At 53.3% G+C, this 16232-nt stretch carries 12 protein-coding genes and 1 other RNA gene; 9 read left to right on the top strand and 4 right to left on the bottom strand.

Features of this window, described 5'->3' with window-relative positions; genetic code table 11:
- Positions 1–83: 83 nt before the first annotated feature.
- A complete protein-coding gene (gene ppsR / locus AC6I8R_RS08540; RefSeq protein ID WP_021185264.1) occupies positions 84–911 on the bottom strand; it encodes a posphoenolpyruvate synthetase regulatory kinase/phosphorylase PpsR in 828 nt (275 codons plus the stop codon).
- Between the two features lie 448 nt (positions 912–1359).
- Between ppsR and ppsA the strand changes: the two genes are divergently transcribed.
- Positions 1360–3744 (top strand): phosphoenolpyruvate synthase, encoded by a 2385-nt coding sequence (gene ppsA, locus AC6I8R_RS08545; RefSeq protein ID WP_021185263.1) that lies wholly within the window; start codon positions 1360–1362, stop codon positions 3742–3744.
- 238 nt (positions 3745–3982) lie between these two features.
- Here ppsA and rprA read toward each other — a convergent pair.
- An RNA gene (gene rprA, locus AC6I8R_RS08550) (antisense sRNA RprA) lies at positions 3983–4090 on the bottom strand.
- A gap of 254 nt (positions 4091–4344) precedes the next feature.
- Positions 4345–5457 carry an AI-2E family transporter YdiK gene (ydiK, locus tag AC6I8R_RS08555; protein ID WP_021185261.1) on the bottom strand — a complete coding sequence of 371 codons (1113 nt, stop codon included), beginning with the start codon at positions 5455–5457 and terminating at the stop codon, positions 4345–4347.
- Positions 5458–5664: 207 nt separating this feature from the next.
- On the opposite strand from ydiK, the gene ydiJ reads away from it, so the two are divergent.
- A complete protein-coding gene (gene ydiJ / locus AC6I8R_RS08560) occupies positions 5665–8718 on the top strand; it encodes a D-2-hydroxyglutarate dehydrogenase YdiJ (protein WP_415172971.1) in 3054 nt (1017 codons plus the stop codon).
- Between the two features lie 41 nt (positions 8719–8759).
- Here ydiJ and AC6I8R_RS08565 read toward each other — a convergent pair whose 3' ends face one another.
- Positions 8760–9164 (bottom strand): hypothetical protein, encoded by a 405-nt coding sequence (locus tag AC6I8R_RS08565; protein ID WP_013508839.1) that lies wholly within the window; start codon positions 9162–9164, stop codon positions 8760–8762.
- A 388-nt stretch (positions 9165–9552) separates the two neighbouring features.
- On the opposite strand from AC6I8R_RS08565, the gene sufA reads away from it, so the two are divergent.
- From sufA to AC6I8R_RS08600, 7 genes are all read left to right on the top strand, one after another.
- Entirely contained in the window at positions 9553–9927 is a 375-nt protein-coding gene (gene sufA / locus AC6I8R_RS08570) for a Fe-S cluster assembly scaffold SufA (protein ID WP_021185259.1), read from the top strand.
- A gap of 7 nt (positions 9928–9934) precedes the next feature.
- The gene (gene sufB, locus AC6I8R_RS08575) at positions 9935–11428 is read left to right on the top strand and encodes a Fe-S cluster assembly protein SufB (RefSeq protein WP_021185258.1); all 1494 of its coding nucleotides are present in this window, start codon (positions 9935–9937) and stop codon (positions 11426–11428) included.
- Positions 11429–11463: 35 nt separating this feature from the next.
- Complete coding sequence (gene sufC, locus AC6I8R_RS08580) at positions 11464–12210, top strand: Fe-S cluster assembly ATPase SufC (RefSeq protein WP_021185257.1); 747 nt, start codon at positions 11464–11466, stop codon at positions 12208–12210.
- Positions 12185–13462, top strand: coding sequence for a Fe-S cluster assembly protein SufD (gene sufD / locus AC6I8R_RS08585; RefSeq protein ID WP_497832115.1), 1278 nt, complete (start codon positions 12185–12187; stop codon positions 13460–13462). The genes sufC and sufD overlap by 26 nt, the downstream gene beginning before the upstream one ends.
- Entirely contained in the window at positions 13459–14682 is a 1224-nt protein-coding gene (gene sufS / locus AC6I8R_RS08590; RefSeq protein WP_497832116.1) for a cysteine desulfurase SufS, read from the top strand. The genes sufD and sufS overlap by 4 nt, the downstream gene beginning before the upstream one ends.
- Before the next feature lie 19 nt (positions 14683–14701).
- Positions 14702–15118, top strand: coding sequence for a cysteine desulfuration protein SufE (sufE, locus tag AC6I8R_RS08595; protein ID WP_021185254.1), 417 nt, complete (start codon positions 14702–14704; stop codon positions 15116–15118).
- Between the two features lie 65 nt (positions 15119–15183).
- Positions 15184–16218: a L,D-transpeptidase family protein gene (locus AC6I8R_RS08600; RefSeq protein WP_036626935.1), complete on the top strand. Its 1035-nt coding sequence runs from the start codon at positions 15184–15186 to the stop codon at positions 16216–16218.
- The last annotated feature ends 14 nt before the right edge of the window (positions 16219–16232 follow it).

Genomic DNA, 16232 nt, shown 5'->3' on the forward strand with positions numbered 1-16232 from the left:
ATAGTTCGGCAGCCCCGCTTTACAAACACGTATTGGTCACCTTCCTGCGCGGCGCGATGGGCAAAAAATCGCGCCGCGGCAGGTCAATACATCCGGCGTGTCAGGCCCATGATGTCGAGAATTTTGGTGGCGATCTCTTCCACCGAGTAGTTGGTACTGTTGAGATAGCGAATCTGATGGGTGCGGAACAGGGCTTCAACTTCACCCACTTCCAGTCGGCACTGGCGCAGCGAGGCATACCGCGTGTTCTCTGCGCGTTCCTGGCGAATGGCGGCCAGTCGCTCGGGGTCGATAGTCAAACCAAACAGTTTATGTTGATGGGCACGCAGGGCGGGCGGCAGTTTCAGGTTATCCATATCGTCAGCAATAAACGGATAGTTGGCGGCGCGGACGCCAAACTGCATCGCCAGATACAGGCTGGTAGGGGTTTTACCACAGCGCGATACACCCAGCAGGATCACCTGCGCATCCTCAAGACCGCGCAGCGAGATGCCATCATCATGGGCCAGGGTGTAATCAATCGCGGCGATACGCGCATCGTATTTGCCCAGATTGCTGGCGGTCAGCCCGTGAGTACGGTGGGCAACGGGCATGGAGGGCACACCTAACTCGCTTTGCAAAGGGCCGACCAACGCCTGGACAATATCCTGACAGAACCCTTCGCTCTCAAGGATAATTTCCCGCACATCAGGCGTGACGATTGAAAAAAATACCAGCGGGCGGATACCGCTTTGCTGATAAAGTGCGTTGATCTGGGCTTTAACTGCCTGAGCACGTTGCACATTTTCGACAAATGGCAGGGTTACGCTATTGGTGTTCACCGGGAATTGCGATAACACCGCGTGGCCCAACACTTCAGCGGTAATGGCGGTGCCATCGGAGATATAAAACACGCTACGTTCTGTGCTCATAATGAAAGCCTTCCTCCTGATAACCTTTATGCAACATTATCATTGCCAATATTTCATTTTTTATAATAATAAAATGAAATCTCCATATAGCAAAGAACCCTGGCCTCGCGATATTAATCTAACCTTCAATATAGATGAAATAGCGTTTCGGAAATCGTCATTTTTTTCGGTTATTTTGCTTCGCGCACAAAATAAAGTCTGATTTTGTTGCGCAACAAAATGCAAGCGCTAACCCTCTGAAATTGAGAAATTTAATGATACAGCAATCTGTTAGCGTTAATTGCTGATGTTGCGCAAGCTGGATAATTGCGGGTACTAATCCGATTTTTCAATTCTTTCGCTGCTTTAACGATTCAACACTTAGTCTTTATATTCTGCTTGTGCCAGGCTGTATTTGCGAATAGCAAAATGTTCCATGTGCCCCCAATCATTTAAAAGGATAATCTCGATGTCCAATAAAGGCGAACAGCCGCTAGTGCTCTGGTACAACCAGCTTGGCATGCATGATGTTGATCGGGTGGGAGGTAAAAATGCCTCTCTGGGTGAAATGATTACCAATTTGTCGTCGCTGGGCGTGGCTGTACCCAATGGTTATGCGACTACATCTTATGCTTTTAATCAGTTTCTCGATCAAAGCGGGCTGAACCAGCGTATCTATGATCTGCTGGACAAGACTAATATTGATGACGTTGATGAGTTGGCGAAAGCGGGCAAGCAAATCCGCCAATGGGTGGTTGATACGCCGTTCCAGCCTGAACTGGAAACAGCCATTCATGATGCCTACCAACAATTATCTGCCGATGATGCCGAAGCCTCGTTTGCCGTGCGTTCTTCGGCGACCGCTGAGGACATGCCCGATGCCTCCTTTGCCGGACAACAGGAAACGTTCCTGAATGTGCAGGGCATTGATGCGGTAATGGTGGCGGTCAAGCACGTTTATGCGTCGTTATTTAACGATCGCGCCATCTCTTATCGTGTGCATCAGGGCTATGACCATCGCGGCGTCGCGCTGTCGGCAGGGATCCAGCGGATGGTGCGTTCCGATCTCGCCTCGTCTGGCGTGATGTTTACCATTGATACCGAATCCGGCTTTGATCAGGTGGTGTTTATCACCGCCGCCTTTGGCTTAGGTGAAATGGTGGTACAAGGGGCGGTGAACCCGGATGAATTCTACGTGCACAAACCGACGCTGGCGGCGAATCGTCCGGCTATCGTCCGTCGCAACATGGGTTCTAAAAAGGTGCGGATGGTGTACGCCGACTCCCATGAACACGGCAAGCAGGTTCGCATTGAAGATGTGGCTGAAGACGAACGTGATCGCTTCTGTCTGAGCGATGATGAAGTGCAGGCGCTGGCGCGCCAGGCAGTACTCATCGAGCAGCACTACAAACGCCCAATGGATATCGAGTGGGCGAAAGATGGTCACACCGGCAAACTGTTTATTGTCCAGGCGCGCCCGGAAACAGTACGTTCCAGTGGTCAGGTGATGGAACGTTACAATCTGCATGGTAAAGGCAACATTGTCGTGGAAGGCCGTGCGATTGGTCACCGTATTGGTGCCGGTGAAGTGAAGGTGATTCAGGATATCAGCCAGATGAATCGGATCGAAAAGGGGGACGTGTTGGTTACCGACATGACCGACCCTGACTGGGAACCGATCATGAAAAAAGCGTCAGCGATTGTCACTAACCGCGGTGGACGTACCTGCCATGCGGCGATTATTGCCCGTGAATTGGGTATTCCGGCGGTAGTGGGATGCGGCGATGCGACTGAACGTCTGAAAGATGGTCGCAAGGTCACGGTGTCCTGCGCAGAGGGTGACACCGGCTATGTTTATGACGACCTGCTGGATTTTGAAGTCACCAGTTCTCAGGTGGACAGCTTGCCGGACCTGCCGCTGAAAATCATGATGAACGTCGGTAACCCGGATCGTGCTTTCGATTTTGCCTGCCTGCCGAATGAGGGCGTGGGCCTGGCGCGTCTGGAATTCATCATTAACCGTATGATCGGCGTGCACCCGAAAGCGTTGCTGGAATTTGACCAGCAGACGCCAGAGCTGCAACAGGAAATTCGTCAGATGATGAAAGGGTTTGACGATCCGGTTGAGTTCTATATTGCTCGACTCACCGAAGGGATCGCTACCCTGGGTGCCGCGTTTGCTCCGAAACGTGTGATCGTACGTCTGTCGGATTTCAAATCGAATGAGTATGCCAACCTTGTTGGTGGTGAACGTTACGAACCGGAAGAAGAGAACCCGATGCTGGGCTTCCGCGGTGCTGGCCGCTATGTGGCTGACAGTTTCCGCGACTGCTTCGCGCTGGAGTGTGCGGCGGTGAAACGTGTGCGCAATGAAATGGGGCTGACTAACGTGGAAATCATGATCCCGTTTGTTCGGACCGTGGCGCAGGCGGAAGCGGTGATTGAGGAACTGGCGAAACAGGGACTCAAACGCGGTGAGAATGGCCTGAAGGTCATCATGATGTGTGAGATCCCGTCGAATGCATTGCTGGCGGAACAGTTCCTGCAACATTTCGATGGATTCTCTATCGGTTCCAATGACATGACGCAACTGGCGCTGGGTCTGGATCGCGATTCCGGCGTGGTTTCCGCGCTGTTTGACGAGCGTAATGATGCGGTGAAAGCGTTGCTGTCGATGGCGATTCAGGCTGCGAAGAAACAGGGCAAGTATGTTGGGATTTGTGGTCAGGGCCCGTCTGATCATCAGGATTTCGCTGCCTGGCTGATGGAAGAGGGAATTGACAGCTTGTCGCTGAACCCGGATACCGTAGTGGAAACCTGGCTGAGTCTGGCAGAGCTGAACAAGGCTAAATAACTGTGTAAACCAGAGTCCCGGAAAGTTTCCGGGACTTATCTCTCCCACATCCATCTTCCCGGATATGTATTTTTCCCATCGTTGTTGAGATAACACTCCTTATCACCTCCCTGATTACCGTATTAACAACGCGCCAGTCAGAAGGTCGAAGTCACCTTCGGCAGGTAAGGTGTAAGAGGCGACAGGGGGCTCATCGGACATTTAACCTGTGAATGCGCTGCTCTGAGGCAAAAAATCCCCAAAAAAAAGCCCATCACAGGGGATGGGCAAAGACTACACACAGCAATTCTTCACTTTACTCAGGGGAAAAAGGTTGTTTAAAAATCAGTGGTTTGATCTCAAACATAGGAAACATGTTATTCACAGCCGCTTCTGCCGTCTTTAAGAATCCTCTTATTAGTTTAAAGCTGATAATCTTTTAAACGTGTTTTTAGTGGATTTTGGCCGTCAATCAGTACAGAAAATAATCTTTCCGTTATCAAAACTGACGGAAATGGCGTGAAAATGCGGTTTTTCTTAAAAATCGCTTATGGAAAATTTCGTTAACAAAAGGAAATTGTGTGACGGTGGTTAACTGGCGTTAACCACCGTAAGGCAGGGTCAGGCAGTATGGTCGTCGTGCTCGGTGAGTTCTTCTACCACGGTTTCAGGATCGTCATCCGGTGCCGGAGCCTCATGCATCCATACTGATACCAGGCGATAGGATACCGCTAACACCACCGGTCCGATAAACAGGCCAATCATGCCAAAAGCCACCAGACCGCCGATCACGCCGGAGAGAATCAAAATCATCGGCAAATCGGCACCCATGCGGATCAGCATCGGACGCAGTACGTTGTCGAGTGTCCCGACCACGCAACTCCACACCAGCAACACGGTGCCCCAGGTGGTATCTCCACTCCAGTAGAGCCAGATAATCGCCGGGACCAACACAATCAATGGGCCGAGCTGCACCAGGCAGGAAAGAATCATTACCACGGTAAGCAGGGTGGCATACGGGATACCCGAGATGGCTAAACCGATACCGCCCAATACGCCCTGCACCAGCGCTGTCACCACTACCCCCAGCGCGACGGCGCGGATGGCCTGACCGGCCAGTAACACCGCGGCATCGCCACGGCGTCCACCCATACGGTAAGCAAAATGCCGAATACCCAGCCCGACCTGCTCACCACGCCAGTACAGCAGCACGCTGAACAGCAGCATCAATCCCAGATGCAGCATAAAGCGGCCAAAATGACCCGCCTGGGCGACAAAGAAGCCGGTGGTGCGACCAATATAGGGCTGCAACTTGCTCATAATTGCTGAGCCACCGCCATCAACCAACTTGTGGTAGCTGACAAACAGTTTGTCACCGACCATCGGCACTTCTTTCAGCCAGTCAAGCTGTGGCACCGTCATATGGCCCTGTGTGGCCCAGGCAATAACCGGCGCGCTATTGTCGATCAGGCTATTTACCAGCACGGCGATGGGGATGATAAACAGCAGCAGCAACAGGATGGTCATGGCGATTACCGCCAGCGAGCGGCGTCCCCATAACAGATGCTGCAACTTAATCATCAGCGGCCAGGTGGCGATTACCACCATACTGGCCCAGGCGAAACCCAGAATAAAAGGTTGAACTACCCAGAGGCAGGCGATGATCATCAGCAGGATGAACATCAGTGAGAACAGCATTTGCGGTAAGTCCAAACCGCCTTGCAGGTTTTTCATAACAGCCTTTTGACCTCAATTGAATCCTTCACAGTGGGGTTTACTGTCCCCAATCAATGATTACCTATTTCAGAAGGATTAAACAGAGAAATGCAGGCCGCTTTTTACGTTTCCTGAAAAAACAGCGAGCGACTGAAAAATGTGATAAAACGAATAATTCATAAGAATCGACTACGCAAACGTTTACAACATCTCGGTCACTCAATAATGATCCCACAGATTTCCCAGGCACCGGGCCTCGTTCAACTGGTGCTGACATTCCTGGCGTCCTTAAAAGAGCAAGGATTTACTGGCGATACCGCCACCAGTTACGCTGATCGTCTCTCACTTTCAACCGATAACAGCATTTATCAATTGCTGCCGGATGCGGCGCTCTTTCCCCGTTCCACCGCGGATGTCGCGCTGATTGCGCGTCTGGCAGGGGAAGAACGTTTTGCCAGCCTGGTGTTTACCCCACGCGGCGGCGGCACGGGCACCAACGGGCAGTCCCTGAATCAGGGGATTGTGGTTGATATGTCGCGCTACATGAACCGCATCCTCGAAATCAACACCGAACAACGTTGGGTTCGCGTCGAAGCCGGGGTAGTGAAAGATCAGTTAAACGCCTGGCTGAAACCCTACGGTTTCTTTTTCTCCCCTGAGTTATCGACCAGTAACCGCGCCACCCTGGGCGGGATGATCAACACCGATGCTTCCGGGCAAGGGTCGCTGGTGTATGGCAAAACCTCCGACCATGTTCTGGGTCTGCGCGCGGTGCTGCTGGGCGGCGATATTCTTGATACCCGCGCGATGCCGACCGATTTAGCGGAGAAACTGGCGCAAACGCCAACCAAAGAAGGGCGTATTTATCAGCAGGTGATGACGCGTTGTCGTGAACAACGTACGTTGATTCTGGAAAAATTCCCGAAACTGAACCGTTTTCTCACCGGTTATGATTTACGCCATGTGTTCAGTGACGATCTGCACACCTTTGATCTGACGCGCCTGCTGTGCGGTGCCGAGGGCACTCTGGCGTTTATCAGCGAAGCGCGACTCGATATCACGCCGATCCCGAAAGTGCGCCGGCTGGTAAATATCAAATATGACTCCTTCGACTCTGCACTGCGCAACGCCCCCTTTATGGTCGAAGCAAAAGCGTTATCGGTGGAAACCGTCGACTCAAAAGTATTGAATCTGGCGCGTGAAGATATCGTCTGGCATTCGGTTAAAGAGTTGATTACCGATGTGCCGGATAAAGAGATGCTGGGACTGAACATCGTCGAGTTCGCCGGAGATGACGGTGAACTGATTGAGCAGCAGGTATCGACCTTGTGCGCGCGTCTGGATGAACTGATGACGCAGCAGCAGGGTGGAGTGATCGGTTATCAGCTGTGTAACGACTTAGGCGGCATTGAGCGCATCTATAATATGCGCAAAAAAGCGGTGGGTCTGCTCGGGAACGCTAAAGGGCGCGCCAAGCCAATTCCGTTTGTTGAGGATACCGCTGTGCCGCCGGAGCATCTGGCGGATTATATCGTCGATTTCCGCGCTCTGCTTGATAGCCACGGCCTGAGCTATGGCATGTTTGGTCATGTCGACGCCGGTGTGCTGCACGTCCGTCCGGCGCTGGATATGTGCGATCCGCAGCAAGAGATGCTGATGAAACAGATCTCCGATGAAGTGGTGGCCTTGACCGCACGTTATGGCGGCCTGCTGTGGGGCGAACATGGTAAAGGTTTCCGCGCGCAATACAGTCCGGCGTTTTTCGGTGAAACCCTGTTTAACGAATTGCGTCGCATCAAAGCGGCGTTTGACCCCGATAACCGCATGAACCCCGGCAAAATCTGTACACCGCTGGGTAGTAACGAACCGATGATGCAGGTCGATGCGGTGAAACGCGGCACATATGATCGCCAGATCCCGCTCACAGTGCGCAATGACTGGCGCGGTGCGATGGAGTGCAATGGTAACGGTCTGTGCTTCAACTTTGATACGCGCAGCCCGATGTGCCCGTCGATGAAAATCACCCGTAACCGCATCCACTCCCCCAAAGGCCGTGCCACGCTGACGCGTGAATGGTTGCGCCTGCTGTCCGAGCAGGGGGTGGATCCGGTGCTGCTGGAGAAATCCCTGCCAGAGCAACGCGCCAGCCTGCGTACCTTGATTCAGCGTACCCGTAACTCATGGCATGCGAAGCAAGGCGAGTATGATTTCTCTCATGAAGTAAAAGAAGCGATGGCGGGCTGCCTCGCCTGTAAAGCCTGTTCGACCCAGTGCCCGATTAAAATTGACGTACCGAACTTTCGCTCTCGCTTCCTGCAACTGTATCACACGCGTTATCTGCGCCCGATGAGCGATCATCTGGTTGCCACGGTAGAAAGCTACGCGCCGCTGATGGCGAAAGCGCCAAAGGTGTTTAACTTCTTCCTGAAACAGCCGTGGATGCGCGAGCTCAGCAAAAGCCATATCGGCATGGTCGATTTGCCGTTGCTCTCCTCACCGAGTCTGAAGCAGCAGCTGAGTGGCCATCCGGCGATGAACCTGACGCTGGAGCAACTGGAAGCGCTCGACAGCAACGCGCGCAAGGATTGTGTGCTGGTGGTACAGGATCCGTTTACCAGCTATTACGAAGCCCAACTGGTGACTGACTTTGTCAAACTGATTGAGAAACTCGGTTACCGCCCGGTGCTGCTGCCATTTTCACCGAACGGCAAGGCGCAACATGTCAAAGGCTTCCTGCAACGTTTTGCCCGCACGGCGGAAAAAACCGCGGACTTCCTCAATCGTGTGGCGCAGTTAGGCATGCCGATGGTCGGTGTCGATCCGGCTACCGTGTTGTGCTACCGGGATGAGTACAACCAGGTACTGGGCGAGAAGCGCGGTGATTTTAATGTGTTGTTGGTCCATGAATGGTTGCAAACTGCGGTGGCGGAGCGTGCCGTGCAGAGCACCGGGGGTGAGGCCTGGTATCTGTTTGCCCATTGCACTGAAGTGACCGCGCTACCCTCAACCCCCAACCAATGGCAGGACATTTTTGCCCGTTTCGGAGCGAAGCTGGAAAACATTAATGTCGGCTGCTGCGGTATGGCGGGCACCTATGGACACGAAAGCAAAAATCTGGAGAACTCGCTGGGGATTTACGCGTTGTCCTGGCATCCGCAGATGCAAAAACTGCCGCGTCAACGCTGTCTCGCTACCGGTTTCTCATGCCGTAGTCAGGTGAAACGCGCGGAAGGCAATGGCATGCGTCACCCGCTTCAGGCATTGCTGGAACTATTGTAAACAAATTGTAGAATTCCAGGAGACGTCAGGACGCAGCTGGATTAGAATATCCAGCCTGCGTGACGGACGAAATCACTTTGCAGGCTGGTGGCTTGATCCCACTCGCCGCTCAGCGCCAGTTGATGACACAAGCGAGTCAGCGACAGGCGCGCCAGTTGATAGGCCTGAATACGGAACAAACGGTCGCGATCGGCATTGCCCATCTCCTGCACTAAGCGGTGATGGAGTTTGCCCATGGCGTGTAGATAGCTTTGGTCATCGCCATTCAATTGGCAGATTTCCGCCATATCGAGACAGGTGTCATTAAAACGACGCAGTTGTTCGATTGTACAATCGGTGCGGTTGAGCTTTGCCTGAGCCATATAGAAGTCAACGGTGATATCACGTACCGAAAACTTATATTCATCGATTTTGTGTTGTAACCAGGCTGAGACGGAAAGCGTCATGTCGCCACCTTAATGGGTTAATGATAATCATTATCATATTCAACCACGTCAGGAATGCAATTCCCTAGAGAAATTTTATTGATTTACTTTGCCTGTTACTCAAATCGGCAATAACAATTTCTTCACATTAAGGAAAGGCGTAACCTATCAATCAGCGGAAAATCGTAAAGTGACAAAATGAAATTTTGCGATTTTTTAACAGGTTACAATTGTATCGGCGCGGCAGTTTTCCCCGCCGCAAAGCAGTGTGAAGCGACTATGCTTAACAAAGCAACAGTAAAAAATAGCACGAGATGATTATCCCTGCAAAACAAGAGGTTGAAGTGATATCTGATATCACTACCATAGGGGGATAGCCTGAAAAGGCCCAGACTTACGAGGTAGCACTATGTCATCAGTAAATGCAGCTTCTTTTTCACCCGATGATTTCGTCTGGAAGGGGCTGACGCTGACCGAATCGGCAGCAAAACAGATTCTTAACCTGGTCGCACAGGATCCTGAAGTCAAGGGCCTGCGGGTAGGAGTGAAACAGTCCGGCTGTGCCGGTTTTGGTTATGTCATGGACCTGGTGAAAGAACCTGCCGCTGACGACCTGCAGTTCCCATACTTCGGCGCAACCCTGTATGTGCCGCTACAGGCCATGCCGTTTGTCGATGGCACCGAAGTCGACTACGTCCGTGAAGGCCTGAACCAGATCTTTAAATTTAACAACCCTAAAGCTCAGCACGCCTGCGGGTGCGGTGAAAGCTTTGGCGTCGAGTAAGTGAAATATGTCACGACACAGCGAAACATCTGACGATGTACAAATGTGGGAAGGCAAGCTCAACTACAAAGAGGGCTTCTTTACCCAACTGCAAACCGAAGAATTTGCTCATGGCCTCAATGAGGACGTGGTACGGGCAATTTCGGCTAAGCGTAACGAGCCAGAGTGGATGCTGGAGTTTCGTCTAAAAGCCTTTCGTGCCTGGCTGGAAATGGAAGAGCCGCACTGGTTGAAAGCGCATTATGAGAAACTCGACTACCAGGATTACAGCTATTACTCCGCGCCCTCCTGTGGCAACTGCGATGACACCTGTGCTTCCGAGCCAGGTGCGACTCAGGCTTCCGGCAGCGCCCCTGCCAGTGAGTATCTGACGCAGGAAGTGGAAAACGCCTTTAATCAGTTGGGTGTACCGGTACGTGAAGGTAAAGAAGTGGCGGTCGATGCGATTTTCGACTCCGTTTCGGTTGCTACCACCTATCGTGGCAAACTGGCGGAGCAGGGCATCATTTTCTGCTCCTTCGGTGAAGCGATTCAGGAACACCCTGAGCTGGTGAAAAAGTATCTTGGTACTGTGGTTCCGGCCAACGATAACTTCTTCGCAGCGCTGAACTCTGCGGTAGCGTCGGACGGCACTTTCGTCTACATCCCGAAAGGCGTGCGCTGTCCGATGGAGCTGTCGACCTATTTCCGCATCAACGCGGCAAAAACCGGTCAGTTTGAACGTACCATTCTGGTGGCGGATGAAGACAGCTACGTGAGCTACATCGAAGGCTGTTCTGCACCCGTGCGTGATAGCTATCAGCTGCATGCGGCGGTGGTGGAAGTGATTATCCACAAGAACGCCGAAGTAAAATATTCCACGGTGCAGAACTGGTTCCCGGGCGGAGAAGGTGAGGGCGGTATCCTCAACTTCGTCACCAAACGCGCCCTGTGCGAAGGCGACCACAGCAAAATGTCGTGGACGCAGTCAGAAACCGGTTCAGCCATCACCTGGAAATACCCGAGCTGCATTCTGCGCGGTGATTACTCCATCGGTGAGTTTTACTCCGTGGCGCTGACCAGTGGTCATCAGCAGGCCGATACCGGCACCAAGATGATCCACATCGGTAAGAACACTAAATCGACCATCATTTCGAAAGGCATCTCGGCCGGTAAGAGCCAGAATACCTATCGCGGTCTGGTGAAAATCATGCCGACCGCCACTAACGCGCGTAACTTTACCCAGTGTGATTCGATGCTGATTGGCCCGGATTGCGGTGCGCATACCTTCCCGTATGTGGAAGCGCGTAACAATACCGCGCAGCTGGAGCATGAAGCCACGACATCGCGTATCGGTGAAGATCAGATGTTCTACTGTCTGCAACGTGGCATCAGTGAAGAAGATGCGATCTCGATGATCGTTAACGGCTTCTGTAAAGATGTTTTCTCCGAGCTGCCACTGGAATTCGCCGTGGAAGCGCAAAAATTGTTAGCAATCAGCCTTGAGCACAGCGTGGGCTGATGGCCCGTTGCCGGAAGCAATGTGAAGGAAAGAGTATGTTAAGCATCAAAGATTTACAGGTTAGTGTTGAAGACAAAGAAATTTTGCGCGGCCTGAACCTCGAAGTGAAGCCGGGTGAAGTGCACGCCATTATGGGACCGAACGGTTCCGGTAAAAGTACCCTGTCTGCAACCCTGGCTGGCCGTGAAGATTATGAAATCACCGGCGGTTCCGTAACCTTTAAAGGCAAAGATCTGCTGGAGCTGGAGCCGGAAGAGCGTGCGGGCGAAGGCATCTTTATGGCGTTCCAGTATCCGGTTGAAATTCCGGGCGTCAGCAACCAATTTTTCCTCCAGACCTCTGTGAACGCGGTGCGTAAATACCGTGAGCAGGAAGAACTGGATCGTTTCGATTTCCAGGACTTTATCGAAGATAAAATCCATCTGCTGAAGATGCCGGAAGATTTGCTGACCCGTTCAGTTAACGTAGGCTTCTCCGGTGGTGAGAAAAAGCGTAACGATATTCTGCAAATGGCGGCACTGGAGCCGGATCTGTGCATTCTCGATGAAACCGACTCCGGTCTGGATATCGATGCATTGAAAATTGTGGCAAACGGCGTCAACAGCCTGCGTGACGGCAAGCGTTCATTCATTATCGTCACCCACTACCAGCGCATCCTCGACTACATCAAGCCTGATCATGTGCACGTTCTGTATCAGGGCAAAATTGTGAAGTCTGGTGACTTTACGCTGGTGAAACAGCTGGAGGAGCAAGGCTATGGCTGGCTTACCGACGAAGAGTGATAACGCGCTGCAACAGTGGCATCACCTGTTTGAGTCGCGCGGTGACGTGCGTTCTTTGCAGGCACAGCAGCACTGGCAGCAACTGATGCGTCTCGGCTTGCCGACGCGCAAGCATGAAAACTGGAAATACACCCCGCTGGAAGGTCTGCTGGGGCAGCAGTTTGTGCTGCCGCAACCGCAGGAAGTGACGGCGGAGCAGGTGGAAGCCCTGGCGCTGCCGATCGAAGCGGTACGTCTGGTGTATGTGGATGGTCGTTTCCAGGCCTCGCTCAGCAGCCGTGACACTGGCCTGTTTGAGATCCAGCATTCGCAGGCCGCTGAACGTCGTCCGTTGCCGGCCCCGATTCAGCCGGAAGTGTTCCTGCACCTGACGGAAAGCCTGGCAGAAGAAGCGACCAGCATCCGTCTGGCGCGCGGTAAAGCGGCGGCATTTCCACTGTATTTGCTGCACATTACCAGCGGCCAGGACGCGGGTATGAATACCGTACATCACCGCCACCATCTGCAACTGGAAGCCAGCGCAGAGGCGGAAGTGATTGAGCATTACGTCACCCTGAATGATGTCGCCCATTTCACTGGCGCACGTTTCACCTTTGACGTGGCAGAGAATGCCAAACTGTCGCATATCAAACTGTCGTTTGAGAGCGATAAGAGCTACCACTTCGCGCATAACGACGTGGTGATCGGCCGTGATGCGCAGGTCAGTACTACCAGCTTCCTGCTGGGTGCCGGGTTGTCACGTCACAACACCAGCGCACAGTTGAACGGTGAGAACACCAACCTTGCTATGAATAGCCTGGCGTTGCCGATTAACCAGGAAGTGTGCGATACGCGCAGCTACCTGGAACACAACAAAGGCTACTGCATGAGCCGTCAGATGCACAAAACCATCGTGCGTGACAAAGGCCGTGCGGTGTTCAACGGCATGATTAAAGTGGCTCAGCATGCGCTGAAAACTGACGGACAGATGACCAACAACAACTTGTTGATGGGGCGTCTGGCGGAAGTGGACACCAAGCCGCAACTGGAAATCTATGCTGATGACGTCAAGTGCAGCCACGGTGCTACCGTGGGCCGTATTGATGATGAGCAGATGTTCTACCTGCGTTCGCGTGGTATTGAAGAGTCTGCGGCTCAGCGTATGATTATCCATGCCTTTGCCGCTGAGTTGACCGAAAAGTTAGAGAATCCGGTTCTACGTCAGGCGGTGTTGCAGCGCATTGCTGCGCGCATCCCGGGAGTTGAGTCATGAGTTTCGATCTCGAACGAATCAGAGCGGAATTTCCGATTCTGAAACGCGAGGTCAACGGTCATCCGCTGGCTTATCTGGATAGTGCGGCCAGCGCACAGCGTCCGCTGGCCGTCATTAATGCGGAAAGTCATTTCTACCAGCACGGCTATGCGGCCGTGCACCGCGGCATTCACTCGCTGAGTGCCCAGGCCACTACCGATATGGAAAACGTGCGCACTCAGGCCGCGCGTTTTCTTAATGCCTCCTCCCCGGAAGAGATTGTTTTCGTCAAAGGCACCACTGAGGGGATCAACCTGGTGGCTAACAGCTGGGGTGGCAGTCAGCTGCAACCGGGCGACAACATCATCATCACCGAGATGGAGCATCACGCCAACATCGTGCCCTGGCAGATGGTTGCTGCGCGTACCGGTGCGGAAATCCGTGTGCTGCCCCTCAATCAGCAAGGTGAGCTGGCGCTGGAACAACTGGCAGGGCTGATCGACAGCCGTACCCGTTTGCTGGCGGTGACTCACGTTTCTAACGTATTGGGCACGGTCAACCCGGTGAAAGCCATTGTTGCCCAGGCGAAAGCGGCGGGTGTGGTGACGTTGGTGGATGGCGCCCAGGCGGTGATGCATCATGCGGTTGACGTGCAGGATATCGGTTGCGATTTCTACGTCTTCTCAGGGCATAAGATCTACGGTCCGACCGGGATTGGCGTGCTGTATGGCCGCAAAGCACTGCTCGATATCATGCCTCCGTGGGAAGGTGGCGGTTCAATGATCGATCAGGTGCTGTTGCCCACCGGCACCACCTGGAATACCGCGCCCTGGCGTTTTGAGGCGGGGACTCCCAATACGGGTGGGATCATTGGTCTGGGTGCAGCCCTGAAATGGATCACCGATCTCGGGCTGGACACCATTCAGCAGCGTGAGTCGATGCTGATGCGTTATGCGCTGGATAAGCTGGCCTCGGTGCCGGATCTGACCATTTATGGTCCGGTCGAACGCAGCGGCGTGGTGGCGTTTAATCTTGGTAAGCACCATGCATTTGATGTGGGAAGCTTCCTTGATCAGTACGGCATCGCCATCCGCACTGGCCACCATTGCGCAATGCCGCTGATGCGTCATTATGCGGTACCCGCCATGTGCCGTGCCTCTTTCGCGCTGTATAACAGCGAAGAAGAAGCCGACCGTCTGGCGGCAGGTCTGACGCGAATTCATCGTCTGCTGGGCGGTTGAGCAGATTCAGGAGTATCAAATGGCAAATTTGCCAGATAAAGAGAGACTGGTGCGCAACTTCAACCGTTGCGCTAACTGGGAAGAGAAGTACCTCTACATCATTGAACTCGGGGCAAAATTACCAGAATCGTCCGAAAGCTTATATCAGCCGGAAAATGTGATTTCCGGGTGTCAAAGCCAGGTGTGGATCACCATGACTCCACAAACGGATGGTACTATTGCTTTTGAGGGCGACAGCGATGCCGCCATTGTTAAGGGCTTGATCGCCGTGGTATTTAGCCTGTATCAGGGGCTGAAAGCGGCAGAAATCCTGGACCTTGATGTGCGCTACTGGTTTGAACAATTAGCGCTCACCCAACACCTTACCCCCTCACGTTCGCAGGGGCTGGAAGCGATGATTCGCGCTATCCGTCATAACGCTCAGACCCTCAGCTAAGATACACTCTCCAGACCCCGGCCAACCTGACCGGGGTCTGTTTCTTCCGACAAAGAGAAAATTGCATGAGACCAGCTTTACGTTTGGCCGGTGCATTGCTGTTGTCCTGCTGGGGACTCTCTGCACCTGCGCTTGCCACGGAATACCCTTTGCCCGAGGCGGGCAGCCGTTTAATTGGTGAAAATACCCTGACTGTGGTGCCGGATGATAAGCGGCCACTGGAAAGCATTGCCAGCCACTACAAGATTGGTTTGCTGGGGATGCTGGAAGCAAACCCTGGCGTTGATCCCTGGTTGCCGAAAGCCGGGACTCAGCTCACCGTCCCTTTGCAGATGCTGTTGCCAGACACGCCGCATGAAGGGATTGTGATAAACCTGGCTGAGTTACGTCTTTATTACTACCCCAAAGGGGAAGACCGGGTCATTGTCTATCCGATTGGCATTGGTCAGCTCGGCGCAGCGACGCCGGTAATGGTAACCAGCATCAGCCAAAAGATCCCCAATCCGACCTGGACACCCACACCCAATATCCGCAAACGCTACGCCAAAGAAGGCATCACCTTGCCGGGCGTGGTCCCTGCCGGCCCTGATAACCCTATGGGGCTGTTTGCCATGCGTCTGGCACGCGGTACCGGGCAATATCTGATTCACGGCACCAATGCGGATTTCGGCATTGGTATGCGCGTTAGCTCCGGCTGTATCCGCTTACGTCCTGAAGATATTGAAGCGTTATTCGCCAGCGTACCGAAGGGGACGCGTGTACAGGTGATCAATCAGCCGGTGAAATATGCCATCGAACCGGATGGTAAGCGCTATATCGAAGTGCATCAGCCGCTCTCTCGCACCGATAAAGACGATCCGCAGACTATGCCGATTGCCTTAACTGCGCCGATGAAGACCTTCATCAATAGCCCGCAAAGCGATACTGCGTTGATTAAGGCTGCGCTGGAACGACGTTCAGGGATGCCGGTGCTGGTAAGCAGCGGTGAACCGGTGACGCAGGATACGGCGATGCCGCAGGTGGTGCAGTCTCAGCAGGGGAATGAAGCGGGACGTGCGACCATCAGTGAGGCCAGCGGAACGACAGTGACCAAACCCTGACGGTGAATTCAGTA

The organism is Pantoea sp. X-Soil-OKNW-713 (assembly GCF_059730685.1).

Bases quoted from the DNA above. Each gene is read 5' to 3' on its own strand.
- ppsR (WP_021185264.1), bottom strand. From the start codon at position 911: ATGAGCACAGAACGTAGCGTGTTTTATATCTCCGATGGCACCGCCATT.
- ppsA (WP_021185263.1), top strand. From the start codon at position 1,360: ATGTCCAATAAAGGCGAACAGCCGCTAGTGCTCTGGTACAACCAGCTT.
- ydiK (WP_021185261.1), bottom strand. From the start codon at position 5,457: ATGAAAAACCTGCAAGGCGGTTTGGACTTACCGCAAATGCTGTTCTCA.
- ydiJ (WP_415172971.1), top strand. From the start codon at position 5,665: ATGATCCCACAGATTTCCCAGGCACCGGGCCTCGTTCAACTGGTGCTG.
- AC6I8R_RS08565 (WP_013508839.1), bottom strand. From the start codon at position 9,164: ATGACGCTTTCCGTCTCAGCCTGGTTACAACACAAAATCGATGAATAT.
- sufA (WP_021185259.1), top strand. From the start codon at position 9,553: ATGTCATCAGTAAATGCAGCTTCTTTTTCACCCGATGATTTCGTCTGG.
- sufB (WP_021185258.1), top strand. From the start codon at position 9,935: ATGTCACGACACAGCGAAACATCTGACGATGTACAAATGTGGGAAGGC.
- sufC (WP_021185257.1), top strand. From the start codon at position 11,464: ATGTTAAGCATCAAAGATTTACAGGTTAGTGTTGAAGACAAAGAAATT.
- sufD (WP_497832115.1), top strand. From the start codon at position 12,185: ATGGCTGGCTTACCGACGAAGAGTGATAACGCGCTGCAACAGTGGCAT.
- sufS (WP_497832116.1), top strand. From the start codon at position 13,459: ATGAGTTTCGATCTCGAACGAATCAGAGCGGAATTTCCGATTCTGAAA.
- sufE (WP_021185254.1), top strand. From the start codon at position 14,702: ATGGCAAATTTGCCAGATAAAGAGAGACTGGTGCGCAACTTCAACCGT.
- AC6I8R_RS08600 (WP_036626935.1), top strand. From the start codon at position 15,184: ATGAGACCAGCTTTACGTTTGGCCGGTGCATTGCTGTTGTCCTGCTGG.